Here is a 25,723-nt window from a genome sequence, read left to right on the forward strand (position 1 = left end):
ATTTGACAGGCAATGAGTTGCGCGGCTTAAACTGCGGTAATTCTACTGTTGGTGGGGAGTGATAAGGCGCTGAAAGAGCAACTGTTAAATGTTAAATGATAATTGTTAAATGAATAAGTTCATCCAAGGCATCATTGCCTTTTCCCTGAAAAACCGGGGCTTTGTATTCCTGATGACGCTCGTGGCGGTTATCGCCGGGGTCATCAGCTACCGGAACACGCCCATCGAGGCGTTTCCGGACGTGACGAACACCGAAATCACCATCATCACGCAGTGGTCGGGCCGCTCGGCCGAGGAGATTGAGAAGTTCGTGACGGCGCCCATCGAGATTGCGCTGAACCCCGTGCAGAAGAAGACGAGCGTGCGCTCGACCACGCTCTTCGGCCTGTCGGTGGTGAAAGTAATCTTTGACGACGGCGTGGACGACGCCTACGCCCGCGTGCAGGTTAATAACCTGCTCAGCGGCGCCGACCTGCCCGAGGGTGCCAACCCCGAGGTGCAGCCGCCCTACGGCCCCACTGGCGAAATCTACCGCTACACCTTGACCAGCAAGGATAAAAGCACCCGCGAACTGAAAACCATTCAGGACTGGGTTATCGAGCGCAACCTGAAGGCCGTGCCCGGCGTGGCCGACGTGAACAGCTTCGGCGGCGAGGTGAAGAGCTACGAAATATCGGTAGACCCCAGTAAGTTGCAGGATTTTAGCCTGACGCCGCTAGATCTCTACAACGCCGTGCAACGCTCGAACATCAACGTGGGTGGCGACGTGATAAACGAGGGCCAGCAGAACTACGTGGTGCGCGGCATCGGCCTGCTCAACAACATTTCGGACATCAACAACACGGTCGTGAAGAACGTGAACGGCGTGCCCATCCTCATCAAGGACGTGGCGCAGGTGCAGGAGTCGGCCTTGCCGCGCCTAGGGCGCGTGGGCCGCGGCCTGGAGGACGATAAAGTAGAAGGCATCGTGGTGATGCGGAAGGGCGAAAACCCGTCCGAAGTCATCAAGCTATTGCAAGCCAAAGTGCAGCTGCTGAACGAGAAGATTCTGCCGCCCGACGTTAAAATCAGCACGTTTTACGACCGCCAGCAGCTCATCGACTTTTCGACCGAAACGGTAATTCACAACCTGATGGAGGGTATGCTTTTCGTGACGGTGATTGTGTTTCTGTTCATGGCCGACTGGCGCACGACGCTCATTGTGAGCATCATCATTCCGCTGGCGCTGCTGTTCGCGTTCATCTGCCTGCGCCTGCGGGGCATGAGCGCCAACCTGCTCAGCATGGGCGCCATCGACTTCGGTATCATCATCGACGGCGCCGTGGTGATGGTGGAAGGACTCTTTGTGGCTCTAGACCACAAGGCCCACGAGGTAGGTATGGAGCGCTTTAATAAGCTTGCCAAGCTGGGCCTCATCAAGAAGACCGGCCGCGAGATGGGTAAGTCGATTTTCTTTGCCAAGGCCATCATTATCACGGCGTTGCTGCCCATTTTCTCGTTCGAGAAAGTGGAAGGTAAGGTGTTCTCGCCGCTGGCTTGGACGCTGGGTTTTGCCCTGCTTGGGGCCCTGATTTTCACGCTAACGCTGGTGCCGGTGCTGGCCAGCATCCTGCTGCGCAAGAACGTGCGGGAAAAGGACAACTTTGTGGTGCGGGGCATCGCAAAAGGCGCCAAAAACGTGTTTGACTTCACCTACGCCCGCAAAACGGCGAGCCTGCTTTTTGCCGCCGCGCTAGTGGTAGTGGGCGTGGGCATGTACCAGTTCCTGGGTACCGAATTCTTGCCTGAGCTGAATGAAGGCTCGATTTACGTGCGAGCGCAGTTGCCGCTGAGCATTTCGCTCGACGCCTCGAACAAGCTCTGTAACGAGATGCGGCGCGTGTTTATCTCCTTCCCCGAAGTGAGCGACGTGGTGAGCCAGACCGGCCGCCCTAACGACGGCACCGACCCCACGGGCTTCTACAACAACGAGTTTCTAGTGCAAATCAAGCACGATGATGCGACGCAGAAAAAGATGAAATCGAAGGAGTACCGCGAGGAGCTCATCGCGCACATGAAGGCGAAGCTGAACCGCTTTCCCGGCGTGGATTTCAACTTTTCGCAGCCCATTACCGACAACGTGGAAGAAGCCGCGTCGGGCGTGAAAGGCTCCATCGCCGTTAAAATCTATGGCACCGACCTCAAGCTGATGGAGGGCAAGGCCCGTCAGGTGTTTGAGGTGCTGCAAAAAGTGGATGGTATTGACGACCTAGGGCTGCTGCGCAATATCGGCCAGCCCGAGCTGCACGCCGACCTCGACGAGCGCCGCATGGCTAGCTACGGCGTGAGTAAGAGTGATGCCAACGCCGTGCTCGAGATGGCGGTGGGCGGCAAGCAAGCCAGCCAGATGTACGAGGGCGAGCGCAAGTTCCCCATCCGGGTGCGCTACGAGTCGCAGTTCCGCGAGTCGCCCACCGAGGTGGCCGCGCTCATGGTGCCGACCCAATCGGGCAAAACGGTGCCGCTGAATGAGATTGCCGACGTGAAGCCGGTGACCGGCCCCAGCCTGATTTACCGCGACGACAACACCCGTTTCTCAGCCGTGAAATTCTCGGTGCGGGGCCGCGACCTGGGTTCAGCCATCGCCGAGGCGCAGGAGAAAGTGAACAAAGCCGTGGTGCTGCCCAAGGGCTACTCCATGAAGTGGACCGGCGACTTTGAGAACCAGCGCCGCGCCTCGCAGCGCCTGGCGCAGGTGGTGCCCATCTCGCTGGCGCTCATCTTCTTTATCCTCTTTATTCTGTTTGGTAATCTGAAAGATGCCGGCCTGGTGCTGCTCAACGTGCCGTTCGCCCTCATCGGCGGCATTGCAATGCTGCTCATCACGCACACCAACTTCTCGATTTCGGCCGGTATCGGCTTTATCGCCTTGTTCGGTATCTGTATTCAGAACGGGGTGATTCTTATCAGCGTCTTTAAGCAGAACATGCTCAACAAGATGAGCCTTGACCGTAGCCTCTCGGAAGGCGTCGCCTCCCGCGTGCGCCCGGTCGTGATGACGGCCCTCATGGCTATCATCGGCCTGATGCCAGCCGCCCTCAGCACCGGCATCGGCTCGGAGACTTCCAAGCCGCTGGCTATCGTAGTTATCGGTGGCCTGCTCACCGGCACGGTGCTCACGCTGTTCATCTTCCCCCTGATTTTCGAGCGCACCTACCGCGCCGAGCACACCCACTACGCCGACGACCTGCCCGCCAACCGCGCGCATGCGCACGCCTAGGGTAGCTGGAAGCAATAAAAAAGGCTTGCGCACCACGCAAGCCTTTTTTTATGCGCGGCCGTTCTAGCGGCAGTCTTAGCCGCACAGCGGCGCAACTGCTATCAGCGCGTCCGCGCTTTATGGTTGTCCAAAAAGTTGATTACCACCTCCTGCCACGCCTCCGGGTGTTTGAGCCAGTAGGGCTCGTGGCCCGAGCCATCAAAGTCGAGCCGCTGCTTGGGGCCGGCGAGGTTGGCAAAAATGGCGTCGGTTTCGGCGCGGGTCACGCGGGGGTCGGCGGTGCCCCACAGCAGCAGGGTAGGGGTCGTGATGCGGCGCGCAAACTCCTCGCCCTGTAGGCTATAAGCCCAAAAGCCGTTTTGCACGCCGCCCCAGAATACCAGCATATCGGCCAGCGGAAATGCCGGCACGTGCATCGAATGAAAGCGATTGTACACCGTTTGGCGCATGGTGCCGTAGGGGCATTCCAGGATGTTGATGTCCGCTTTTATCCCTAGCTCGGCTTCGGCCCGCATGATAGCCACCGCGCCCATGCTCACGCCGTAGAGGATGAGCGAATCGGGGCTGGCGGCGGTCTTTTGGGCGCGCAGATACTGCACGGCGGCGGCCACGTCGTCGGCCTCGCGGTAGCCGATGGTGGTGCGGGTGCCGGCCGAGTTGCCATTGCCGGTCTGGTCTACGAGCAGCACCGCGTAGCCTAGGCGGCGAAAGTAGCTGGCCTCATGGAGTAGGTGCGCCTTGCTACCCGTGTAGCCATGAAACAGCGCTACTGTGCCCCTAGGTGTCGCCGCAGGTGGCCTAGCGTACCAGGCTGACAGCGGGCCGTTGGGGCTATCGATGGTGATGTTCTGCACCGCGAAGCTGGGTTCCAGCAGGTTCTGCGGCTTGGGATTGCGCACGCCCGTCAGCAGCACCCAGAGCTTGTGCGAGGTGGTCAGCTGCTCGGGGTTGGGCGAGTGCACGCCCCCTTCGTCGGAGAAGTGCGTGAAGCGCCAGGCGTGTAAAAACGCCACCACGTTGCTAGCAACAAATACTAGGCTTCCGAGCAGAATAAGGCGGCGTTTCATGCGGCGAGTAAGTTGGTTAGGCGCGACGACCCTTAGAAGCTGAATACGGCCGCGCTGGTTTCGGCCGGGCCACGATATGGCTCTGGCCGGCGCCTGCCAGCCTACGCAGTGCCGTTACCTCGTCAGTAGTCAGCTCGCGCCACTGGCCGGGCGCTAGGTCGCCCACGGCCAGCTCAGCTAGGGCCACGCGCACCAGCCGCAGGCAGGGTAGGCCCACAGCGGCGCACATCTTGCGTACCTGCCGGTTCATGCCCTGCGAAATGGTGATGGCCAGCCAGCTCGTCGGGATGCTGGCCCGGTACCGAATGGGCGGGTTGCGCGGCCAGAGGTCGGCCGTGGCTTCTTCGGGCAGCGCCGCCACCTCAGCTGGCAGCGTGAGGCCATCTTTAATCTGCACGCCCTGCCGCAACAGCTCTAGGGCCGCCTCGGTGGGCAGGCCCTCCACCTGCGCCCAGTAGGTCTTGGGTACTTTGTAGCGCGGGTCGCTGAGGCGGTGTTGGAGTTGCTTGTCGTCGGTGAGCAGCAGCAGGCCCTCGCTATCGAAGTCGAGCCGGCCCACGGGATACACTTCGGGCACACTCACGAAGTCTTTGAGCGTGGCGCGGCCGTGCTCATCGGTGAACTGGGTGAGGACTTCGTAGGGCTTGTTGAGAAGGATGTATTTCAAGGTAATAAGGGCTAAAATTCGGCGAGCCGTAGCGCGAACTTTGTAGTTCGCGTTCGTTCGGGCTATTCGGTTGCCTGCTCGCAAACGCGAACTACAAAGTTCGCGCTACTAGCTCGCCTAGGTGTGCAAGCATAGAGTTTTACACGCCGCCTTGGTACTTGCGCGTGGCCCACTCGGCCGTTAGCAATGCCAGCAGCAGGAAGAACAGCCACTTCAGGTTAATCAGGTCTTTCAAATCCTCTTCGCTGGAAATGACTGGCTTGAAATTGCGGGCCACGATGTCCTGCGCTAGCTTATCGAGTTGGGCGGGGTAGTAGAGCTGCCCACCGCTGCGGCGGCTGAGCTGCGCCAGCAAGCGGTGGTCGGCCCGCGATTCCTGGGCTTCGAGAGGCTGGTTTTGCACCAGGATTTCCCCCGCGGCCTGCTGGGCTTGGCCGCCGAGCGTGGCACGGGCCTGGTAGCGGTAGGTGCCGGCTGCCAGCGGCCCTAGGTGCAGAGGCGAGCCATCGGCGGGGTTGCTGAACGCGACGGTGCGCGTCTTGCGGGCCGAGTCGGTGAGGGTAAGCGTGATTTTCTGGTCGTAGATGCGCTCAAACACGGCGTTGTAGGTCTCTGCGCCCAGTGTCACATCGTCTTGGGTGCCGAAGGCATCCTGGGTGGGGTACACGTCGAGGCGCTTTTTGTTGGCGTTTTGGGTGAGGAGTTGTAAAGTGCGGCCGATGAGGCGGTCGTAGGCCTCGGCGCGGTCGTCGTGGGCGATAGCTTCCTGCAAGCGCCACTGCCAGGTGTTTTCAGCCAGCAGCGTGGCGGCCCTCGGGGTAGCGGTGGCGCTGCCAAACACCAGCAGCGGCTTTTGGGTGGGCAGGCGGCCTACCTGCTGCCACAGTGCGGCCTCGGCCCCGCCGTTCAGCCGCAGCTCGCCAAAGGGCACCTGCGCGGGCGGGTACTGCCCAAAGCGCCGCCGGCTTTCCTCTTCCACCGGGAAGCGGGCGAAGCCGGGGTTGGGCAGCGGCGTCACCTCGTCGGTTTGGGCGCCGCGCGGCTGCACGCGCACGCCGCCGTTCAGCTGGTCGTAGGCCGCGAAGTCGGACTGCGCGCCCAGCACGTAGAGCACCGGCACGCGGGCCGCCCGTACCCGCGCCAGCAATTCCTGCCCTAGGCCGCCCCGCGCCGGCAGCTGGTGCAGCACGGCCACGTCGAAGGTGGTGCCGGCGGGCAGCGGCGCGCCCACGCCGGCCACGCTCAGCGTCAGGTCGAAGTTGTTATTAGCCAGAATGGCGGCTCGTAAGGCTTTCAAATCGGGATGCGGCGCGGCCCCGGCCAGCAGCACGCGCAGCTTGCCCTTCACCACCTCTATAAAGGCCGTGCGAGTATTATTCAGCACCGTAAACTCGCCGGCTTGGGGCACCACGCGCACCTCGTAGCGACGCTTGCCGGGCGCGGGCGCGGTGAGCAAAAATGGGACTTTGAGCCGGCGCCGGCCGGCGGGCAGCGCCACGCGGCGCGACTCCAGCACCCGGCCGCCCTCGCGCACTTCCACGGTGGCCACACCGCCCGCGTAGCCTTCGTAGCCGATTTCGGCTTCCAGCGGAAATTTATTGCCGCTGAAGGCTACCCGGTTGTATGCCAGGTCGGTGAGGCGCAGGTCTTTTTTGGCAATGGTATCACCTAGGGCCACGCCAAAAATAGGGAAGTTGAACTCCGCAAATTGGGGCTCCTGACCCTGGTTTACGATACCGTCGCTCACGAGTACTACGCCGGCCAGGTTGCGGTCGGCGGTAGCCTCGCGGCTGTCGATGAGTAGCTTGTTGAGGTCGGTACGGTCGGCGGTGAAGCGCAGCGAGTCGGGCGCGGCCTCGGCTTTGGTGAGGGTGCGCATTTCGACGCGGAAGCCCTTTTCGCGCAGCGTGGCCGCCAGCTGCGGCAGCCCGGCCGTGAGCTGTCCTAGGGCCTGCTTGGGTGTGAATAGGCTTACCGACTGCGAGTTATCAATCGCCAGCACCACGGTGGGCGCTTCAGTGCGGGTAGTCGTGGCCTTGACAAAAGGCGAGAGCAGTAAAAAGCACAAGAAGCTGACGACCACGAAGCGCAGCGCTGCCAAACTGTAATTAACGACCCGGCGCCATGGGGCCTTGGCCGAGTAAAGCAGCGCCGCGTAACCCACGCCCACGGCTAGGCACAACAGGATAAACCAGGGGGAATATGCAGTAGAAAGCAAGAGCAGGGGGGCGCTACCCAAGCAGCACGAAGCAATAAACGAAACAAACCCGCTCGCTTACCGCCGTACGACGGTGACCAACTCGGGGCTGCTAAAGATACTGGCCGGCGAAATGACGGGCTCCGACAACGGTAGTTGCGCGCCGTAGCGTTCCCGCAGCTTGGCCCGCACGGCGGGGTGGCTCAGATCAAAGTCGCGCAGCTGCTGCAATTTTCCGAGTTGCCGGTGCAGCCCGCGGTCATACACCTTCCAAATGAGCTTTGAACAATATATCCGTTCATCCGACCACTCAAAAGCTAGGTCGTACTTGTGCCCCAGCATCGGCTGGCCCGCCGCCCGCAGCCGACCTAGGGCGGCCGGCGTGAGGGCTGTTTGGGCATCGCGCAGGCGCTTCACCACGAAGTGTTGGCCCTGCCCCCGCGCCACCCAGCGGGTCAGCGGCGTCAGCTTCACCGGCTGCACGGCCTCAAATACCTGCCACTCACCGTTGGTTTTGTACAGCAGCCCGCAGTGGCTGTAGGGCGAGTGCGTGGCGAGTTGAATGGCCTGGCTCTGGGCCGATTGTGAGGTGTGGAAAATGAGGTCGCCCTCGTGCAGCGTAGCCGCTAGGGGCGCCGTGGCAGCAGTGGCTTGGCGCTGGGCCTGCCAGCGGTAGAACTTGGCACCTAGGCGCGGGTAGGCAAACAAGCCGGCCGTGCCAGCTAGTAGCAGTGATGAAAACAACAGCTTACCTGATAATGACATGTCAGTCTTCTGTTTCGTCCTCTTCGTCGTCTTCCGATTCGTATACCTCTGTTTGCCAGTCAGCAGCTTTGACTATGCGTTGGGCTTGCCAGCCATAGTTGAGCTGAAATAACTCATTAAGGGTAGAGTCACGTTTGACTAATGCTTCCAGCGCCACAATTTTCAAGTCCTCCACTTCGTATGTCGTGTCGCACAAAAATTGCCACTCCCCATCGGCTTCGTGAATGACGCGCAAAACGGGTAATCCTTCCAGCACCTGCCGGGTGGTGAAAACCGCTACGTTACGTTCCTCCCGAAACTTAAAATCCAGATTGCGGTCAAGCAGTGGCTGCCCAGCTTTCCAAGCTGGGTTAAAGCCCTCTTCCCAAGGAAAGAGGGCTTTTTTATCAGGCCAGACGATTTGCAGGGCTGGAAAGTCTTGGCCTTGGTTAAACCAGATGCCGTAGCCAAAGTAGTACTTGTACCAAGCTTTATCGACGGTCAAAAGGCGCACGTCGTAGTCACCGATAAAGTCTGAGTAACCTAGGGTTTGGTCGGGTATAGGCTGCTTATCCAGCAGCTCCTTACCCGACCAAAGTACCGAATGCAATAAGTCCTGATTCAGGCTGAAACAGATAAGCTCGGGGTACCCATGCGTTTTGTACAGCCCGATAGTGTAGGCAAAAGCGGGGGAGTAACCATCGCCAGGAACAATGGCGACGTGAAACCCATACTTCGCTACGTCGCTGCTAATCTGCCTTTCAGCGGCGGCATCATGTTCGGCATGCTCCTCAGGCGTAATCATCCTGCGGCTAGGTCAGCATTCCGCCATCTACTTGCAGCACCTGCCCGGTGATGTATGCTGAGTCATCCGAAGCCAGAAACGCCGTGGCCTTGGCCACGTCTTCGGGTGAGCCGCCGCGCTTGAGCGGGATGGCCTTGCGCCACTCGTCGACCTGCTTGGGGTCGAGGGCGTCGGTCATTTCGGTTTCGATGAAGCCGGGGGCAATGGCGTTGCAGCGGATGTTGCGCGAGCCAAGCTCCAGGGCTACCGACTTGGTGAAGCCGATGATGCCGGCCTTGCTGGCGGCATAGTTGGCCTGGCCGGCGTTGCCCTTGATGCCGACTACGGAGGTCATGTTAATGATGCTGCCAACTTTAGCGCGCATCATGGGCTTGGTGGCGGCTTTAGTGAGGTTGAACACCGATTTGAGATTCACGTTGAGCACGTTGTCCCACTGCTCCTCGCTCATACGCATGAGCAGACCATCCTGCGTGATGCCGGCGTTGTTGACCAGAATATCCAGCTTACCAAACTCCTTTACTACGTCATCAACCAGCTTTTCGGCCTGGGCATGGTCGGAGGCATCGGAACGGTAGCCTTTCACTTTGCTGCCGTGGGCGGCGAGTTCGGTTTCGAGCGCCTGGCCCTTCTCAACCGACGACAAATAGGTAAACGCAACCTGCGCGCCCTGCTGGGCAAACAATGTGGCAATGGCGCGGCCAATGCCCTTTGAGGCCCCCGTGATGAGGGCTACTTTTCCGACGAGAGTTTGATTCATGGGGCAAATATTAATAGGTAATGGGTAATGGGCAATGGGTAACGACTTCTACGCCGTTGCCCATTGCCCATTACCCATTACCTATTAATACTTTATAGCTCCGAGAGCGGCTCGGCGGCGAGGTGCTCCAGGCCCTGGGGGCCGTCTTCTTCCTCCACACGCTTGGCGGCGCGCACCAGCGACGAGCTAAAGATGAACTCGCGCAACTCGGGCACCTTAGCGTTCAGAATTTCCTCCTTGTTACCGTCCCAGAGCTTTAGGCCCTGGTGCAGGAAAATGATGTGGTCACCGATGCCCACCACCGAGTTCATGTCGTGGGTAATGATGGCAGTGGTGATGTTGTATTCGTGCGTGATTTCGTAAATCAGCTCGTCAATCTTGATGCTCGTGGCGGGGTCGAGGCCCGAGTTGGGCTCGTCGCAGAAGAGGTAGGTGCAGTTGGGCGCAATGGCACGGGCAATGCCCACGCGCTTTTTCATACCACCCGAAATGTCGGAGGGCATCTTATCACCCGCATTCTCTAGGCCCACGCGCTTGAGGCAGAATTCAACGCGGTCGCGGCGCTCCTCGGGCGTCATGTCAGGCGTTAGCATTTGCAGCGGAAACTCCACATTTTGGGCCACCGTCATCGAGTCGAACAACGCCGAGCCCTGGAAGAGCATCCCGATTTTACGACGGATTTCCTGGCGGATGTCCACCTTGGCGTTGGTGTACACGGTGCCATCGAAGGTAATAGAGCCAATATCAGGCTTTTGCAAGCCCACAATGCACGAGAGGAGTACACTTTTACCGGTGCCCGAGCCGCCGAGTAGCAGGTTGCATTTGCCGGTTTCGAGGGTACAGCTCACGCCTTTCAGCACCTGGTTTTCGCCGAAAGACTTCTGAAGGTTCGATATTTCAATCATATACAGAGTTGCGGAATTGTCGAATGGCTAAACTGATGGATTGTTCAAGGATTCAAGCAACAAGGCAGCCCAGTAGCTTAACCATTCAACAGTTCAACAGTTAATTTAGAGCAATATCGCCGCCAAGGCATAGTCGGCCAGCAGGATAGCGATGATGGAGTTGGTAACGGCCGAGGTGCTGGCCGCGCCTACTTCCAGGGCACCGCCCTCGGTATAAAAGCCTTTGTAAGCCGAAATACCCGATACCAAAAACGCGAATACGACGGCCTTAATCAGGGCAAAGAAAATATTGTACGGAATAAAATCAGTGCGAATGCCTTCAATGTAGTCAGTGGCTGCCATCACGCCCGAAAGCGTGCCGGCTAGGTATCCACCCAGGATGCTCAGCGCCATCGCCAGAATAACGAGGAGCGGAAACATGAAGATAGAGGCGAGAATGCGCGGCAGCACCAGGTAAGAAGTGGCATTGATGCCCATGACCTCCAGCGCCGAAATCTGCTCGGTGATGCGCATGGTACCTAGGCCGCCCGCGATGGACGAGCCCACTTTACCAGCCAGCACAATGCTCGTGATGGTGGGCGCCAGCTCCAAAATCGTCATTTCGCGCACCATGTAGCCGATGGTCGACTTCGGGATGAGCGGGTTGGTGAGGTTGTAGGCAATCTGAATGCAGGTAACGGCCCCGATAAAGGCCGATACGATGCCCACAATGAAGATAGAATCGACTCCGATAAGGATAGATTCTTCCATAAAGCGCCTCCAGATAACGCGCAGCCGCTCGGTGCGCGAAACCATATTTTGCAAAAACAAGACGAAAGAGCCGAAAACTTTGAGCATAGAGAGGAGGTAAACGGAAGTAGAGGGTGCCCGGATAAGCCCGCGCTTGCGAGGACCAAGCACCCTGCCGCGTCATACGTAAAAAACCGAAAAACAGTGAATTCTTCTTCGCAATTAGTTGTCGTGACGGGCGGTAGCCAGGGCATTGGCCGAGCATTGGTCGAGCGCTTCCTGCGGGCGGGCTACGCGGTGGCCACCTGCGCCCGCTCGGCCCAGGGGCTGGCGCAACTGCGAGCGGAGCTGCCCACCGCAGCGCTTGGCCAACTGCACACCCACCCGGCCGACCTAGGGCAATGGGACGACTGCCAGCGCTTTGCGGGCTTTGTACTGAGCCTCGGCCTGCCCCTGGCGGCCCTCATCAACAATGCCGGAGCCTTCGCGCCCGGCCGCCTGCAAGACGAGCCCGCCGATGGCTCGCGCCTGCGCGATATGCTGGGGGCCAACCTGCTGAGTGCCTACGACGTAACCCGGGCGCTGCTGCCGGCTTTTACAGCGCAGCGCAACGGGCATATTTTCACCATCTGCTCCACGGCCAGCCTCATGGCGTATCCCAACGGCGGCTCGTATGGCATCGCCAAATTTGCGCTGCTGGGCTTCACCAAAACCCTGCGCGAGGAGCTGAAAACCCAGAACGTCCGCGTGACGGCCGTGCTGCCCGGCGCCACGCTCACCCGCAGCTGGGACGGGGTGGGGGAGCCGCCCGAGCGCTTTATCCGCTGCGAAGACGTGGCCGAGGCCGTCTTCTCGGCCTTCAGCCTCTCGCCGCAGGCCGTGGTAGAGGAGCTGGTTATTCGCCCCCAGCTAGGTGATTTACTGTAAGCGACAGGCTCGCTACTGCCTCACTACTTTGCCCATGCCCTTAATGTCGAGGCTGCTGGGGCTACCGGTGTAGTAGAGCGTGCCTTTGCCCGCCACGGTGCCCCCTAGGTGCTGCGTGGTCTGCACGTGGGCATCGCCGATACTCGTGCGGGTGGTCTCGAAAAAGCAGCTGCGCGTGGCTAGTCCGCCCGCCAATAGAAAACCGGTGCCGCCTACCAGCGCGTGAAACTCATCAGCGGTGCCGTTGAGCGTCATGTCGCCGAGCTCATACATATCGGCGTATAAATACTTGCTGGTCAGGTCAAGCTGCACGTCGCCAGCCCCGAGCAGGTGCACAAACAGCGTGTCCTGCGTCCAGCGGCTGGCCGTGCTGACGAGGCCGTAGCCGAGCTGCCGCACATCGGTGAGGTGCGGCACGTGCAGGCGAACTTCGTAGGGCGTGTCGTAGCTGCGCGCCCAGTTGCAGCGGTTGGTGTTGTTGAGCACCAGGGTGCGGGCGTCCTGGTAGGTGAGCGTGAGGCCGTCGATGACGTGCTCGCCGGCGCGCACCTCGGCGTAGGTAGCCGTATCGGGCACGATGGTGAGGTCCACGTTGTCGTAGACCAGCACCGTGCGGGTGCGGCGGTCCACGGCGCGGCGGTGCGTAACTACGCTGCCATTGCTTTTCAAGCAGTCAACTTCGGCCGTGCAGGCACATAGGCCAATGGCGCCCGCCAGCAGCCACGCGCCGCGTTGCAGCCGCCCTAGGGCCTTACTTTGCAGCCAGATTAGAAAAGCCATCGCCTAAAATTTCATTAAAAATATGGACCTGACCGGAAAAATAGCCATCGTGACGGGCGTGAGCAGTGGCATCGGCCGCGCCACCGCCGAAGCTCTGCTGGCCCGCGGGGCCGCCGTGGCCGGCTGGGGCCGCAAAGCTCCCGAGGACCTCGACAACGAGCGGTTCCTGTTTTTCGAATGCGATGTGCGCGACGAGCACGCCGTGGCCGAAGCATACACCAACACCCAACGCGAGCTGGGGCTGGAAATCCACATCTTGGTGAACAACGCCGGCCTGGGCATCTTCGGGCCCATCGACGGCTTCAAGTCGGAAGACTGGCACGCCATGTTCGATACCAACGTGAACGGCCTGTTCTACTGCACCCGCGCGGTTTTGCCGCAAATGAAAAAGCAGCACGCCGGCCACCTCATCAACGTAGCCTCGCTGGCCGCCACGGCCGGCACCGCCAACCTGGCCGGCTACTGCGCCACCAAGTACGCCGTGCGCGGCTTCTCCGACGCGCTATTTAAGGAGGTGCGCCCCGATGGTATCCGTGTTACCTGCGTCATGCCTGGCTCGGTCGAAACCAACTTCAACGGCGCGCAGCCTGGCACCGACCCTGACCCCTACAAGATGCAGCCCGAAGACATCGCCGCCGCCATTATCCACGCCCTGGAAGCACCGGACGCAACGATGATTTCCGAGATTCAGTTGCGGCCGGCTAACGTGAAAAAGTAGTTGTCGCTGTATAGTTGTCGCTAAAAACGATTGTCATGCAGAGCGCAGCGAAGCATCTCACGTGTTTACGTCTGCTTGCGTTAGTAGAATACTGCGCCACGCGAGATGCTTCGCTGCGCTCTGCATGACAATCGTTAAAAATATAGAATACCCAAAACCCAAACCTGAATGGTAGAGGTAGAGCATCTTATTAAAACCTACGGCGCGCAAAACGCCGTGGACGATATCAGCTTCCAGGCCGGTAAAGGCGAAATCGTGGGCTTCCTCGGCCCCAACGGGGCGGGCAAAAGCACCACGATGAAAATCGCCCTAGGGTACCTGCCGCCCACGGCCGGCACGGTGCGCATCGCCGGCTTCGATGTGCAGCAAGACCCCATTGCGGTGCGGCGCCGGGTGGGCTACCTGCCCGAGCACAACCCGCTCTACCTCGATATGTACGTGCACGAATACCTCGAATTTATCGGCGGCGTGCACGGGCTGAAGGGCCGCGACCTGCGCCAGCGCGTGGCCCATCTGGTGCAGCGCGTGGGCCTCACCCGCGAGCAAAACAAGCAAATCGGCGCGCTCAGCAAAGGCTACCGGCAGCGTGTAGGTTTAGCCCAAGCCCTAGTGCACGACCCCGACGTGCTCATCCTCGACGAGCCTACTACCGGCCTCGACCCTAACCAAATAAGCGAAATCCGCCAGCTCATCCGCGAGCTGGGCGAGGATAAAACGGTCATTTTTAGCACCCATATTCTGCCCGAAGTCACGGCGCTGTGCTCGCGGGTGGTCATCATCAGCCGGGGCAAGCTCGTGGCCGATGCCCCCGTGGCCGAGCTCGCCGCCCGCGCCGCCGGCGAAACCGTGCTCCGCGCCGAGTTTGAAGGCGCAGTCACAACTGCAGCGCTGGCCGCTCTGCCCGGCGTGCGCGCCGTGGAAACGGCCGAAGCGGGCGTGGTGCTCATCCGCACCGCGCCGGGTACCGACGTGCGCGCTGCCGTGTCGCGCCTGGCCGTGGAGCAGGGCTGGCTACTGCTAGGGCTGCGCCAGGAGCAGCAGAGCCTGGAGGCGGTATTTGGGGAGTTGACGAAGTAGCGACTGCTATGGGCGATTTGACCAGAGTCAGAGAATGGATAGAAGGCGGCAAGCAAGTCGGTAAGTCTATTTTCTCTGGCGAAGAGGATGGGAAGTACTTGCTATCAATTGGGGTGCAGAAATGGGAAGGCGAGTACAAGCTTTATTTTTTCAAAGCAGACGAATCTAGAATGGCAGACCTCGATTATTACGATGCAGAAGGAGTGATTAGGGTTACGCATTTTGAGGCGCTTTCAAACCTGATTAGCATCCTGTCTCCATTCAAGCTTAGTGAATTAACGCCTTTAAAGGGACAGAAAATATTCAATCCAGCGTTCGACTAAATTTTTGCCGTTTTTAAAGCCTTTACAACGGCTGCTTACATGCTTACCATTTTACAAAAAGAATTCAACGCCTTCCTAAACTCGCCTGTCGCCTACGTCGTCATTGGCGTGTTTTTGGTAGCTACTGGCCTGTTCGTGTGGGTGTTTCCCAGTAGCAGCGTACTTGACTATGGCTATGCCGACCTGCAATCGCTGTTCAATCTCGCGCCCTGGATTTTCCTGCTGCTGATTCCGGCCATCACCATGCGCACCTTCGCCGAGGAGAAAAAGGCGGGCACGATAGAACTGCTGCTGACGCGCCCGCTCACCGATGGGCAGATTGTGGGCGGCAAGTACCTGGCCTGCCTGCTGCTGGCGCTGCTAGCGCTGGTGCCGACGCTGCTGTACTACTTCTCGGTGTACCGGCTGGGCTCGCCGGCCGGCAACATCGACTCGGCGGCCACGGTGGGCTCGTACCTGGGGCTGGCGCTGCTGGCGGCGGTGTTTGCGGCGCTGGGTGTGCTGGCCTCGGCCTTCACCCGCGACCAGATTATTGCCTTCGTGCTGGCCGTGGTTGCCTGCTTTCTGGTGTACACGGGCTTCGATTCGCTGGCCTCGGTATTTGATGGCGCGCCGGCGTATTACATCAGTCAGCTCGGTATTGCGGCGCACTACCGCGACCTCAGCAAGGGGCTGATTGACTCGCGCGACGTGCTGTATTTTCTCACCGTGGTAGCCGTGGCCCTGCTGGGCACCCGGCTGGCGCTCCGCAGCCGCAACTGGTAAATGGAATCCACAACGACTACGGCGGTTCCCGCCACCTCGCGCAAGAAGCAGGATTTGCTGCGTTTCGCCGCCATCATCGGCACGCTGTTCGTGCTGAATTTCGTGGCCCAGCGCTTTTTTTTCCGCCTTGATTTGACGGAGGAAAAGCGCTACACCATGTCGCCGGCTACCAAGCAGCTACTCACCGACCTCAAGCAGCCAGTGACTGTAACGGTGTACCTCACCGGCGACTTCCCGCCCGCCTTCCGCCGCCTCGAACAGGCCGTGCGCGAAACGCTGACCGAGATGCAGGTCTACGGCGGCGGCAATCTGAACTACGTTTTCATTGACCCCAGCGCGGCCGGCACCGAGGCCGGGCGCAATCAGTTCTACCAAACGCTGCTCAAAAAAGGCCTCAAACCCACTAACCTAGGGGCCAATGAGAACGGCAAGCGCATCGAAAAGCTGATTTTTCCGTGGGCTGTGGTGCAGGCCGGCGCCCAAACCCGCAACGTGCTGCTGCTGCGCGGCAGCCAGGTGGCCGCCCCCGAAGAGCGCCTCAATCAGAGCGTGGAAGGCCTCGAATACGAGTTGGCCAGCACCATCCGGCAGGTGGCGCCGCCCGGCGGCGCGAAGCGCCACATCGGCGTAATTTCGGGCCACGACGAGCTAACCAACGTGCAGATGGCCGACATCCTCACGGCGTGGTCGCAGAACTACGATGTGTTTCGGGTGGACCTGAACCAAGTGAAGGACCTGCGCGGCAACCTCGACGCGGTGGTGGTAGCCAAGCCCCAAAAGCCCTATTCGGAGGCCGAGAAATTTCGGCTCGACCAATTCATCACCCACGGCGGGCGGGCCATGTTTTTCGTGGATGCCTTGCGCGTGGACCTAGACAGCGTGGCCCGCAACGGCGCCGCCCTGGCCACGCCCTACAACCTGAACCTAGATGACCTGTTCTTTCGCTACGGCCTGCGGCTGAACCAGAATTTGCTACTCGACCTCAACTCGGGCCAGATTCCGCTGGTGACGGGCATGACCGGCAATAAGCCTAAAATCGAGCCGCTGCCCTGGCAGCTCTACCCGCTCATCAACCGCTTCAGCGCCAACCCCATCACGCGCAACCTCGACGCGGTGTACCTGAAGTTTGCGGGCAACATCGACACCGTGAAATCGGTGGGCGTGCGCAAAACGCAGCTCATGAGCACCTCGCGCTACACCCGCGTGCTGCCCGCGCCCGTGCCCATCAACTTCAACGACGCCCGCCTCGAGCCCAATGCCAAGCTCTACAAGGATAGCTACCAGTCGGTGGGCTATTTGCTGGAAGGCCAGTTCCGCTCGCTCTTCGCCAACCGCGCCGAGCCCGGCACCACCAAATATCAGCCCGACCAAAACCCCAACGCCCAGCCCAGTAAAATCCTGGTCATCTCGGACGGCGACTTCCTGCGCAACGACGTGGATGCCAAGTCGCAGCGCCCCATGCGCCTGGGCTACGACCGCCTCTCCAGCACCGAGTTTGCTAACCGCGAGCTTATTCTCAACGCCACCGACTACCTGCTCGACGAAACCGGCCTCATCGCCGTGCGCGGCAAGCAAATCACCCTGCGCCCCCTCGACAAAGTGCAGCTCGCCGAGAAGCGCCAAGCCTGGCAAGCCCTGAACCTAGGTGCTCCGCTGGTGCTGCTGGCGCTGTTTGGCGCGGTGCGGGCGTGGAGCCGTAAGCGGCGCTACGCGCGGTTTTAGGGCGAGCAGCGGCACTAAGTTTTAGCTAGAGACCTCTGTCATTGCGAGCGCAGTGAAGCAATCGCACCAGAATAGCTCGTCTGAGAACGTTTGTCATTGCTTCGCTGCGCTCGCAATGACAAACGTTCTCAGACTGTTTTCAACCTAGTTCAGATAGCCTCCCTAGGTTGCGCTGCCGCGCGACCTAGGAGCTAGTGGTACTACAAGAAGATTGCTTAGGAAATAAGTAGAGTTGCTGCGCAGCCCAGGCCCGGCTACATTCGCCTTTGTAGCTGCCGCTCCTGGTTATGCTTCAGCTTCACCGTCTCGAATGCCTAAATATTTACTCCTACTCGCCGGCTTGGCTTGCCAGCCCGCGTTGGCGCAGCAAGCGCCCAAAAAGCCGCTCGACCACTCCGTCTACGACCAGTGGCAAAGTGTTGCTAATCAGCGCATCAGCCACGATGGCAAGTATGTGCTGTTTCAGGTGAAGCCGCAGCAGGGCGATGGCGTGCTCTACCTCAAAACGACGGGCAACAAGACGCTGCGGCAGGTGAGCCGGGGCGATTCGGCGCTGTTTACCGCCGATTCCCGGTTTGCGGTGTTCAGCATCAAGCCGCGCTACCAGGACGTTCGCCAGGCCCGAATTAAGAAGAAAAAGCCTGACCAGATGCCGAAGGATTCCCTCGGTATCTACGCGCTGGCCACCGGCAAGCTCACCAAGTACGCCAATGTGAAGTCGTTTCAGTTGGCTGAGGAGGCGTCTGCGGTGGCCTTTCTGGCGATGAAGCCGGCCAGCAAGGATTCGCTGAAAAAAGCACCCGTTGATACCGTTAAGAAAATCACCGACCGGCTGCTGGAAGTGAAGAAGGACGGGGCGCCGCTCACGGTTATTAACTTGGCCACCGGCCAGTTGCGCACGTTTGAGGCCGTGACCGACTACCAAATCAGCAAGCCGGGCAACAAGGTGGCGTTTGCCGTGTCGGCCCCCAAGGGCAGCAAAACCGTGAAATCGGGCCTGTTTGTATACGATTTGGCCACGGGTAGCCTGCGCCAGCTCAGCGCGGGCAAGGGCGTGTATAAGAATCTGGCCTTCGACGATGCGGGCAAGCAGGTGGCGTTTACGGCTGAAAAGCACCCGGAAAAGGCTTTGGTGAAGCCTTTCAGCCTGTACTACTCCGATTTTGGCGGCGACAGCGCCCGGCTACTCGCCGCGCCGAGCGCCAACGGGCTGAAAACGGGCTGGTCGCCCAGCGGGTTTGGGAAAGTGGTGTTCAGTGACAACGGCGAGAAGCTGTTTTTTGGCACCGCCCCCGACCCCCTACCGCAGGACACGACGCTGGTCGATTTTGAGCACGCCAAGCTGGATATCTGGAACTACAAGGATGACTACCTGCAACCGATGCAGCTCAAAACCTTGAAGAAGGACTTGCAGCGCAACTACCTGGCAGTCATTTATCCGCGGCAGGCGGGCAAGTTTATTCAGCTGGAAGACGAGTACCTGCGCGACTCGTTTGTGGCCGAGCAGAACAACGCCGAGTACGTGCTGGCGCTCACCGACACCGCCAAGCGCGTGGCGATGCAGTGGCAGGGCAACACGCTGAAACAAGCCTACTTAGTGTCGACGCGCACCGGCGAGCGCCTGGCCATCAACCCCAAAGCCGCCAAGAGTCGCTTCCAGCTGTCGCCCCAGGGCAAGTACGTGGTGTGGTACGACTACGAGTCGAAAAACTGGTTTTCGTACGCAGTGGCCAGCCACCAGACGACCAACCTGACGGCCAAAGCCGGGGTCGCCTTTGCCGATGAGGAAAACGACTCGCCCGACGACCCGCAGCCCTACGGCGTGGCGGCGTGGACCAAGGACGACGCGGCGGTGCTGGTTTTTGACCGCTACGACATCTGGAAAATCGACCCAAGGACCGGCGCGGCTACCAACTTTACTGGCGGGGTAGGGCGGCGCGACAAGCTCATCTTCCGGTACCGCATGCCGGTCGAAAAGCAGAAGTTTATCGAGCCCAAGGACAACCTGTGGCTGCTGGTGCAAAACGAAACCAGCAAGCAGTGGGGCTTCTATAAAAAGAACATTGCCAGCGCGGCCGCCCCGCAGCCCGTTGTGATGGGCCCCGTGGGGTACTCGGCGCTGCTGCAGGCCAAGCACGCTGCCGAGTTCGTCTACACCAAATCGAGCGTGAGCCAGCCGGCCGACTTGTACGCCAGCCGCGACCTGCGCCAGGAAACCAAGCTGAGCAGCATCAACCCGCAGCAGAAGGACTACAATTGGTTTACGGCCGAGCTGGTGCACTGGACCACCCCCAAGGGCTACCCCGCCACCGGCGTACTTTACAAGCCGGAGAACTTTGACCCGGCCAAAAAGTACCCGATGGTGGCCTATTTCTACGAAAAGCTGTCCGACGGCTTGTATAAGTACACGGCCCCGGCGCCCACGCCCTCGCGGCTCGACATTGCGCTGTTTGCTAGTAACGGCTACCTCGTTTTCACGCCCGACATCAGCTACACCATCGGCGAGCCCGGCCCCTCGGCCGTGGAGTTTGTGAACTCGGGCGTGGAGAGCCTCAAGAAAAACAGCTGGGTCGATGCCGCCCACATTGGCTTGCAGGGCCAGAGCTGGGGCGGCTACCAGGTGGCGTACCTCATCACCCAAACTAATATGTACGCTGCCGCCTGGGCCGGCGCACCGGTCGTGAATATGACGTCGGCCTACGGCGGTATTCGCTGGGAATCAGGCCAGAGCCGGCAGTTTCAGTACGAGCGCACGCAGAGCCGCATTGGGGGCACGCTCTGGGAAAAGCCCGAGGTGTACATCCGCAATTCACCGTTATTTTCGCTGCCTAAAGTGCAAACGCCGGTCGTTATCATGTCGAACGATGCCGACGGGGCCGTACCGTGGTATCAGGGCATCGAGATGTTTACGGACCTGCGCCGCCTAGGTAAGCCCGTGTGGCTGCTGCAATACAATGGCGAGGCCCACAACCTGGTGAAGCGCGAAAACCGCAAGGATATTTCCATCCGCGAGCTACAATTCTTCGACCATTACCTCAAAGGCGCGCCCGCCCCCGTGTGGCTGGAGAAAGGTGTGCCCGCCGTCGAAAAAGGCCGCAACTGGGGCCTGGAAATCTCGAAGCAGTAGCCTTGATATAGGGCGTAAAAAAGGGCGCGCTGCGAAGTATCGCGGCGCGCCCTTTTTTACGCCCCACCTAGGGTGCCGCGAGGCGAGGCGTGCGGCCAGTTTCGCTTCTCGATGGTCCGCACATCCGCTTGGTCGAGCAGCGTCAGCAAGTACGGCGCGAGGTGGCTGAGCTCCTCATCCTGAATGCTTCCTAGGTAGGGCTTGATGTAGATGGCGTTGCCATAGTTCTGCTGCACCTTGGCCGGCGTATCGTCCACGATAAGCGTTTGGGCTAGTGAAAACCCGCGCCGCCGGACTTTCTTCAGCCGCTTAGCATACTCGTAATAGCTGGGGTTGTCTAGGTTGTAATACCCATACTCATCAATCTGCGGCGTGGCAAACGGCGTGCAGCGGCTGCGTCCCCACACAAACTCTGGGGTGATACCGGTTGGCAGAATATGTTGGACTACCGCCTGTACGTAGTCGTCGCTGGCCGACGACCAGATGGCGAGCTTAAAATGCTGCGCGCAGGTAGTCAGAAAATCGGCGAGCCCCGGCCGCTTGTAAACAAAGCAGTGGAAAACCTGAAAGTCAACCTCCTCCCTGACTTTGGTAGCCGAGGCGTGAATCAGGGTTTCGTCGAGGTCTAGGATGAGCAGTTTTTCTTGGGGCATAAAGCAGTGCGTATGCAATGGGCGCTTGCTCGGCATCTAGAAAGTAAAGTTGCCGAGCGGCACCTTGAAAACTCCTAATCATAACGCCCATGAAAGCTAACGTACTATCGAAATACCGTTGCTTATTACTGGCAGTGAGCTTGTTTGGAAGTGGCTGCGCAGCGCAGCGGCCGGCTTCTACGGCCATTTTGGCGAGCACTTCCGCGCCGGACAGCTATTACGAAAATGCCCAAAAAAATGTGACCCCCGCGGCAGTAGCTACCGTGAGCAAGGAGGCTACGTATGGTGTTACGGCAGAAAACCCCGTCAAAGTAGGCGGTGGTATTAATGGCGGCGTGCGGGGCGAACAAAGCTACCTGAATGCGCTGCGCGGCCCATCGGGCCAGCCCATTACATACCGCCGCCAGGGTAGCTGCTGCCCCTTCAAGACCCCCAACGGGCTGATTGATAATACGGGAATGCTGGATGCCTATACCGTGACGTGGGAGGGTAATGCAAAACCGCTGACGCTGTACATCAATATGTACGATAAGGGCGACTTGTTCATTCCGGTAGGCCTCACGGCAGCTCAATAACCTAGAGGCTGGGCGTTACTCGTAGCGTGATGTAGCTGGTACAAGGGCATCCGGCTCCGTTTCGCTACCTTTAAGGATAGTTTTTTGCTGCCCGATTTTGTCTGAAACGTATTACGCCCGTCTCGCCGCTTTAGCCAGTGCGCCCGCCGCCACGCCCGCCGACCTGCTGCCCAAGCTGCGCCAGCTGCTGGAGAAGGTGCTGCGCGACGAGTGCAAGCGCCGCGAAGCGCCCTTTGCCGACCTCAGCCAAGCCATCGGGCTCGTGGCCTACGACCACAACCTGCCGCCGCGGCTGCGCCGCCAGCTCCAAAACCTGCGCCTCGTGGCCAACCTGGTACTGCACGAGAGCTACCCCGGCACCGCCGCCGAGGCGGCTACCGGCTTCGTAGCCGTAGCCGAATTGGTGCGCCACCTCAGCGGCGCGGCGTACACTGGCCCGCTGCCGGCCGGGGCCGCCGCCAGCGCCGAAGAACAGGCGCAAGCCCTGATAGAAGCCGAAGCGCCGGTGCCCGCCGCCAGCCCGGTGTGGCGGGTGCAGGTGCTGCACGCCGACCTAGCCACCGGCCAGCTCACGGCTGAATTGTGCATACCCGCTGACGACCGGCCCAGCGGCCCGTTCACCATCAGCCTGCCCGCCGCCTACGACAACCTGCTGCCGCTGGCCGCCGCCCTGCATCCGGTGCTGCACCTGGTAAGCCCCGTGGCGCAGCCCGATGGCCGCATCCGGCCGCGCCGCGTGGTGCTAGAGCCCGATTACCTAGTGAGTGTCACCACCATTGCTGAGTGCGCGCAGGCGGGCGGCACCTTGCCCGATTGGGCGCTGCTAAAGGCGTTTCAGCCCGACGAAACATCGCGCCCGCTGGTAATCGGGAACCTGGTGAACATGCTGCTGGACGAGGAAGTGAGCCACGCCGCTCGGCAGGAGGAGTGGGCCAGCTTGCCCCCGTCCGCCGTGCTGGCCGAGGTAAACGAGGCCACTGGCAAAATCGAGTTTGCGGAGGAGCCGGCGAGCCGGGCGACGGAGTTCGACCTAGAGGGCTTTTTTAAGAAGCGTCTCTTTCGCTCCAACCCGCTCACCATTAGTGCGCTGCCCGAGTTTCAGACGCGCAACGGCGTGCCCGAGCTGCTCAACGACCTGCGCCGCCAGTACCAGACGCTGCGCAATACCCGCGTGCAGGGCTTCATTGCGGGCAGCCGCACGGGCTACCAGCAGCCGCCGCTGCGGGTGGCCGATTGTTTTTTGGAGCCGGCGTTTTTGTCGGCTACCTACGGCTTGCAGGGCCGCCTCGACCTCTTGCACGAAAGCCCCACCGGCTACGACATCGTGGAGCTGAAAAGCTCGACCAAAGTGCCCCACGCCGAGCCCTGGAGCAACCACGCTGCTCAGGCCCAGCTCTACCGCCTGCTGCTCGAATCGGTATTCGGGGCCGATGGCGAAACGGCCGGCCGGGGCCGCACTAGCATTCTGTACTCTAATGCCACGCTCGACCAGTCGGCCGTGCGCCGCGTGGACCAGGATACCGAGCTGGTCGACCGCCTGCTCATGGCCCGCAACCAGCTCGTGGGCACCGAGTTGCAGTTGGCCCGCGCCACCACGCCCGCCCAAGTCGAGAAGCTGCTGAGCCCGGTGCTGCACCCCAACCTCAATGCCTTGCCCGCTTTTGGCCGCACTAAGGCCGAAAAAATCGCCAACGCTTGGGCCGCCGCCGACCCCGTGGAACGCGCCTACTGCCTCGAAATGACCCGCTTCGTGGCCCGCGAAATGCGCTTGACCCTGCTCGGCGACGACTCGCGCCCCGGCGACGCGGGCGGCCAGGCCGGCCTCTGGCGCCTACCCGCCGCTCGCAAGCAGCAGAATTTCAGCCTTCTTGATGGCTTGGAACTGCTCGAAGACCACAGCAACGCCGACGACCTGGCCCGCGACGGGCTAGGGCCGCACCTGATTTTCCGGCGGCCTGTAGGTGGTAAGGAGGTGAACTTCCGGGCTGGCGACACGCTCATTTTGTACCCGAGGCGGAAAGCGGCTATTTCCTTAACTGCTAGCACTGAACAGGAGATTAGCGAAGAAATCAACAGCCAGCAGCCAGCAGTCAAAAGTCTATCCGTGCTCGATGCGCAGGTCGTCAAAGTAACGCTCGCCGAAGACCTAACCGCCGACGGCCTAGTGGTGGTGAGCGTGCGCAACCGCCGCCTGGCGCCGCGCTATCTGGCCGGCCACTCGCACTGGGCGCTGGAGCCCGATACCTACGATACCTTCCGCCGCGAGTGGGCGGGCCTGTCCAACTTTCTCAGCCTGCCCCCTGAGCGCCGGCAGCGCCTGATGGCCCGCACCGGCCCGCGCCCGCCCGAGGGCTGGGATGCCGCCGCGTCGCCCGCCATCACCGCGCCCGAAGTGGTGCGCCGCGCCCTGGCCGCGCCCGATTGGTTTGTGCTCTGCGGCCCGCCCGGCACCGGCAAAACCCGCGCCGTGCTGCGCGAGCTGGCCGAGCGCCTGTATAAAGATGACAAGCAGGCACTGTTAGCCGCCTACACCAACCGCGCCGTGGATGAAATCTGCGAGCAGTTGGTGGCGGCCGGGCTGCCGTTTATCCGGGTGGGTTCGCGGTTGGGCACATCGGCGCAGTACCGGCCCTACCTGCTCGATAACATGATACGCGACTGCCCCAACCGCCAAACGGTGCGGGCGCGCCTCACCGGCTGCCCGTTCTACGTGGGCACCGTGGCAAGCCTTTTGGGCAAGCCCGAGCTGTTTTTGCTCAAGCAGTTCGACCTGGCCGTGGTGGACGAAGCCAGCCAGGTGCTCGAAGGACCCATGCTGGCCTTGCTGGCTAAAGTGCCCAAGTTCATCCTCATCGGCGACCACCGCCAGCTGCCCGCCGTGGTGACCCAGGAGCCCGAGGCCAGCGCCATCGCCTCCTCCGCCGCCGCCCTGCTGCGCCAGGAGCTGGGTCTCAGCAACCTGCGCAACTCGTATTTCGAGCGCCTTTTCAAGCGGGCCGAAGCGCACTGGCCCCACGCCCATGGTACGCTGGCCGACCACTACCGGATGCACTCAGAACTGGTGGCGCTCGTCAACGACGACTTCTACGAAGGCCAATTGCGCTGCCCCATGCTGTGGCAGCACGAGCCGCTAGCCCGCCCCAGCTGGCCCGCGCCCGCTGATGCGTTTCAGCAACGCATTCAAAGTGAGCGCCTCATCTTCGTGCCCACCCGCCGCCAGCCCGAAGACCTGTCGATGAAGGAATCGGCCCAGGAAGCCGACCTAGCCGCCCGCGCCGCCGCCTACGTGGCCCAGGGCTACGGCCGCAGCTTCAACCCCGAAAGCACCCTCGGTATCATCGCCAGCTACCGCAACCAAGCCGCCCGCATTCGCGCCCGCCTCGCGCAGCTAGCGCAGGAGCTCGATTTGCCCAGCCTGCTGCATATCAGCGTCGATACCGTGGAGCGCTACCAGGGCTCCCAGCGCGAGGTGATTATCGTGAGCTTCTGCTGCCACCAAGAGCACCAATTGGAGCTTATGGTTTCGCCCGACGAAACCGGCCAGGTCGACCGCAAGCTCAATGTGGCCCTCACGCGGGCGCGCCAGCAGCTCATTTTGCTGGGCAATGAGGAGATTCTAAGGCGGGCGCCGCACCACGCGGCGCTGCTGCGGCGCTGTGGAGTGTAACGCGAACTTTCCAGTTCGCGGGCGAGCGCAGCGAGCAGCTGCGCAAGCGAACGTTTGCTAACGGGGCTGCTCGCTGCGCTCGTCCGCGAACTGGAAAGTTCGCGTTACTTGCCTAGCGCGCTCACCTGCTCTACCAGCACGGGCACGCTCAGCCCGCCCATGATAACCACCACGACCCAGCCGGCGGCCAGCATCCAGCGGGGGTGGCGGTAGGTATTCATTAGGCGGCGTACTATAGTAAGTTCGGATATCCCAGTAC

At 60.8% G+C, this 25,723-nt stretch carries 20 protein-coding genes; 10 read left to right on the plus strand and 10 right to left on the minus strand.

Features of this window, described 5'->3' with window-relative positions; genetic code table 11:
• The first annotated feature begins 109 nt into the window (after positions 1 to 109).
• The gene (locus tag ACFSDX_RS08975; protein WP_382313000.1) at positions 110 to 3,259 is read left to right on the plus strand and encodes an efflux RND transporter permease subunit; all 3,150 of its coding nucleotides are present in this window, start codon (positions 110 to 112) and stop codon (positions 3,257 to 3,259) included.
• Positions 3,260 to 3,360: 101 nt separating this feature from the next.
• Here the strand turns inward: ACFSDX_RS08975 and ACFSDX_RS08980 are convergent, their stop codons facing one another.
• From ACFSDX_RS08980 to ACFSDX_RS09015, 8 genes are all read right to left on the minus strand, one after another.
• Entirely contained in the window at positions 3,361 to 4,326 is a 966-nt protein-coding gene (locus ACFSDX_RS08980; RefSeq protein WP_382313001.1) for an alpha/beta hydrolase, read from the minus strand.
• A 16-nt stretch (positions 4,327 to 4,342) separates the two neighbouring features.
• Positions 4,343 to 4,993 carry a pseudouridine synthase gene (locus tag ACFSDX_RS08985; protein ID WP_382313002.1) on the minus strand — a complete coding sequence of 217 codons (651 nt, stop codon included), beginning with the start codon at positions 4,991 to 4,993 and terminating at the stop codon, positions 4,343 to 4,345.
• Positions 4,994 to 5,132: 139 nt separating this feature from the next.
• Entirely contained in the window at positions 5,133 to 7,211 is a 2,079-nt protein-coding gene (locus ACFSDX_RS08990; protein WP_382313003.1) for a VWA domain-containing protein, read from the minus strand.
• 57 nt (positions 7,212 to 7,268) lie between these two features.
• The gene (locus ACFSDX_RS08995; RefSeq protein ID WP_382313004.1) at positions 7,269 to 7,934 is read right to left on the minus strand and encodes a YiiX family permuted papain-like enzyme; all 666 of its coding nucleotides are present in this window, start codon (positions 7,932 to 7,934) and stop codon (positions 7,269 to 7,271) included.
• A 22-nt stretch (positions 7,935 to 7,956) separates the two neighbouring features.
• Positions 7,957 to 8,739: a DUF4262 domain-containing protein gene (locus tag ACFSDX_RS09000; protein ID WP_382313005.1), complete on the minus strand. Its 783-nt coding sequence runs from the start codon at positions 8,737 to 8,739 to the stop codon at positions 7,957 to 7,959.
• Between the two features lie 7 nt (positions 8,740 to 8,746).
• Positions 8,747 to 9,496 carry a 3-oxoacyl-[acyl-carrier-protein] reductase gene (gene fabG, locus ACFSDX_RS09005; RefSeq protein WP_382313006.1) on the minus strand — a complete coding sequence of 250 codons (750 nt, stop codon included), beginning with the start codon at positions 9,494 to 9,496 and terminating at the stop codon, positions 8,747 to 8,749.
• 92 nt (positions 9,497 to 9,588) lie between these two features.
• A complete protein-coding gene (locus tag ACFSDX_RS09010) occupies positions 9,589 to 10,401 on the minus strand; it encodes an ABC transporter ATP-binding protein (RefSeq protein WP_382313007.1) in 813 nt (270 codons plus the stop codon).
• Between the two features lie 105 nt (positions 10,402 to 10,506).
• A complete protein-coding gene (locus ACFSDX_RS09015) occupies positions 10,507 to 11,238 on the minus strand; it encodes an MlaE family ABC transporter permease (RefSeq protein ID WP_382313008.1) in 732 nt (243 codons plus the stop codon).
• 96 nt (positions 11,239 to 11,334) lie between these two features.
• On the opposite strand from ACFSDX_RS09015, the gene ACFSDX_RS09020 reads away from it, so the two are divergent.
• Positions 11,335 to 12,057 carry an SDR family oxidoreductase gene (locus tag ACFSDX_RS09020; protein WP_382313009.1) on the plus strand — a complete coding sequence of 241 codons (723 nt, stop codon included), beginning with the start codon at positions 11,335 to 11,337 and terminating at the stop codon, positions 12,055 to 12,057.
• A 12-nt stretch (positions 12,058 to 12,069) separates the two neighbouring features.
• On the opposite strand, the gene ACFSDX_RS09025 is transcribed toward ACFSDX_RS09020, so the two are convergent.
• Positions 12,070 to 12,837, minus strand: a complete 768-nt coding sequence (locus ACFSDX_RS09025) for a GIN domain-containing protein (RefSeq protein WP_382313010.1) — start codon at positions 12,835 to 12,837, stop codon at positions 12,070 to 12,072.
• A gap of 22 nt (positions 12,838 to 12,859) precedes the next feature.
• On the opposite strand from ACFSDX_RS09025, the gene ACFSDX_RS09030 reads away from it, so the two are divergent.
• The 6 genes from ACFSDX_RS09030 (at position 12,860) to ACFSDX_RS09055 (ending at position 20,569) form a co-directional block, all read left to right on the plus strand.
• Positions 12,860 to 13,555 carry an SDR family oxidoreductase gene (locus tag ACFSDX_RS09030; RefSeq protein ID WP_382313011.1) on the plus strand — a complete coding sequence of 232 codons (696 nt, stop codon included), beginning with the start codon at positions 12,860 to 12,862 and terminating at the stop codon, positions 13,553 to 13,555.
• A 168-nt stretch (positions 13,556 to 13,723) separates the two neighbouring features.
• On the plus strand, positions 13,724 to 14,632 hold the full coding sequence (gene gldA, locus ACFSDX_RS09035) for a gliding motility-associated ABC transporter ATP-binding subunit GldA (protein ID WP_382313012.1): 909 nt from the start codon (positions 13,724 to 13,726) through the stop codon (positions 14,630 to 14,632).
• Between the two features lie 8 nt (positions 14,633 to 14,640).
• Entirely contained in the window at positions 14,641 to 14,955 is a 315-nt protein-coding gene (locus ACFSDX_RS09040) for a hypothetical protein (protein WP_382313014.1), read from the plus strand.
• A gap of 39 nt (positions 14,956 to 14,994) precedes the next feature.
• A complete protein-coding gene (gene gldF / locus ACFSDX_RS09045; RefSeq protein WP_382313015.1) occupies positions 14,995 to 15,720 on the plus strand; it encodes a gliding motility-associated ABC transporter permease subunit GldF in 726 nt (241 codons plus the stop codon).
• Positions 15,721 to 17,442: a gliding motility-associated ABC transporter substrate-binding protein GldG gene (gene gldG, locus ACFSDX_RS09050; protein WP_382313016.1), complete on the plus strand. Its 1,722-nt coding sequence runs from the start codon at positions 15,721 to 15,723 to the stop codon at positions 17,440 to 17,442.
• A 310-nt stretch (positions 17,443 to 17,752) separates the two neighbouring features.
• On the plus strand, positions 17,753 to 20,569 hold the full coding sequence (locus ACFSDX_RS09055) for a S9 family peptidase (RefSeq protein ID WP_382313017.1): 2,817 nt from the start codon (positions 17,753 to 17,755) through the stop codon (positions 20,567 to 20,569).
• A 56-nt stretch (positions 20,570 to 20,625) separates the two neighbouring features.
• Here the strand turns inward: ACFSDX_RS09055 and ACFSDX_RS09060 are convergent, their stop codons facing one another.
• Positions 20,626 to 21,222, minus strand: coding sequence for an NIF family HAD-type phosphatase (locus tag ACFSDX_RS09060; protein ID WP_382313019.1), 597 nt, complete (start codon positions 21,220 to 21,222; stop codon positions 20,626 to 20,628).
• A gap of 188 nt (positions 21,223 to 21,410) precedes the next feature.
• On the opposite strand from ACFSDX_RS09060, the gene ACFSDX_RS09065 reads away from it, so the two are divergent.
• Both ACFSDX_RS09065 and ACFSDX_RS09070 read left to right on the plus strand, forming a co-directional pair.
• Positions 21,411 to 21,797 (plus strand): hypothetical protein, encoded by a 387-nt coding sequence (locus ACFSDX_RS09065; protein WP_382313020.1) that lies wholly within the window; start codon positions 21,411 to 21,413, stop codon positions 21,795 to 21,797.
• A gap of 97 nt (positions 21,798 to 21,894) precedes the next feature.
• A complete protein-coding gene (locus ACFSDX_RS09070) occupies positions 21,895 to 25,464 on the plus strand; it encodes a DEAD/DEAH box helicase (RefSeq protein WP_382313021.1) in 3,570 nt (1,189 codons plus the stop codon).
• Positions 25,465 to 25,723: the final 259 nt, after the last annotated feature.

The sequence above is a fragment of the Hymenobacter bucti genome (genome assembly GCF_042681145.1).
Classification (GTDB): domain Bacteria; phylum Bacteroidota; class Bacteroidia; order Cytophagales; family Hymenobacteraceae; genus Hymenobacter; species Hymenobacter bucti.

Bases quoted from the DNA above. Each gene is read 5' to 3' on its own strand.
- ACFSDX_RS08975 (WP_382313000.1), top strand. From the start codon at position 110: ATGAATAAGTTCATCCAAGGCATCATTGCCTTTTCCCTGAAAAACCGG.
- ACFSDX_RS08980 (WP_382313001.1), bottom strand. From the start codon at position 4,326: ATGAAACGCCGCCTTATTCTGCTCGGAAGCCTAGTATTTGTTGCTAGC.
- ACFSDX_RS09000 (WP_382313005.1), bottom strand. From the start codon at position 8,739: ATGATTACGCCTGAGGAGCATGCCGAACATGATGCCGCCGCTGAAAGG.
- fabG (WP_382313006.1), bottom strand. From the start codon at position 9,496: ATGAATCAAACTCTCGTCGGAAAAGTAGCCCTCATCACGGGGGCCTCA.
- ACFSDX_RS09010 (WP_382313007.1), bottom strand. From the start codon at position 10,401: ATGATTGAAATATCGAACCTTCAGAAGTCTTTCGGCGAAAACCAGGTG.
- ACFSDX_RS09015 (WP_382313008.1), bottom strand. From the start codon at position 11,238: ATGCTCAAAGTTTTCGGCTCTTTCGTCTTGTTTTTGCAAAATATGGTT.
- ACFSDX_RS09025 (WP_382313010.1), bottom strand. From the start codon at position 12,837: ATGGCTTTTCTAATCTGGCTGCAAAGTAAGGCCCTAGGGCGGCTGCAA.
- ACFSDX_RS09030 (WP_382313011.1), top strand. From the start codon at position 12,860: ATGGACCTGACCGGAAAAATAGCCATCGTGACGGGCGTGAGCAGTGGC.
- gldA (WP_382313012.1), top strand. From the start codon at position 13,724: ATGGTAGAGGTAGAGCATCTTATTAAAACCTACGGCGCGCAAAACGCC.
- ACFSDX_RS09040 (WP_382313014.1), top strand. From the start codon at position 14,641: ATGGGCGATTTGACCAGAGTCAGAGAATGGATAGAAGGCGGCAAGCAA.
- gldF (WP_382313015.1), top strand. From the start codon at position 14,995: ATGCTTACCATTTTACAAAAAGAATTCAACGCCTTCCTAAACTCGCCT.
- gldG (WP_382313016.1), top strand. From the start codon at position 15,721: ATGGAATCCACAACGACTACGGCGGTTCCCGCCACCTCGCGCAAGAAG.
- ACFSDX_RS09055 (WP_382313017.1), top strand. From the start codon at position 17,753: ATGCCTAAATATTTACTCCTACTCGCCGGCTTGGCTTGCCAGCCCGCG.
- ACFSDX_RS09060 (WP_382313019.1), bottom strand. From the start codon at position 21,222: ATGCCCCAAGAAAAACTGCTCATCCTAGACCTCGACGAAACCCTGATT.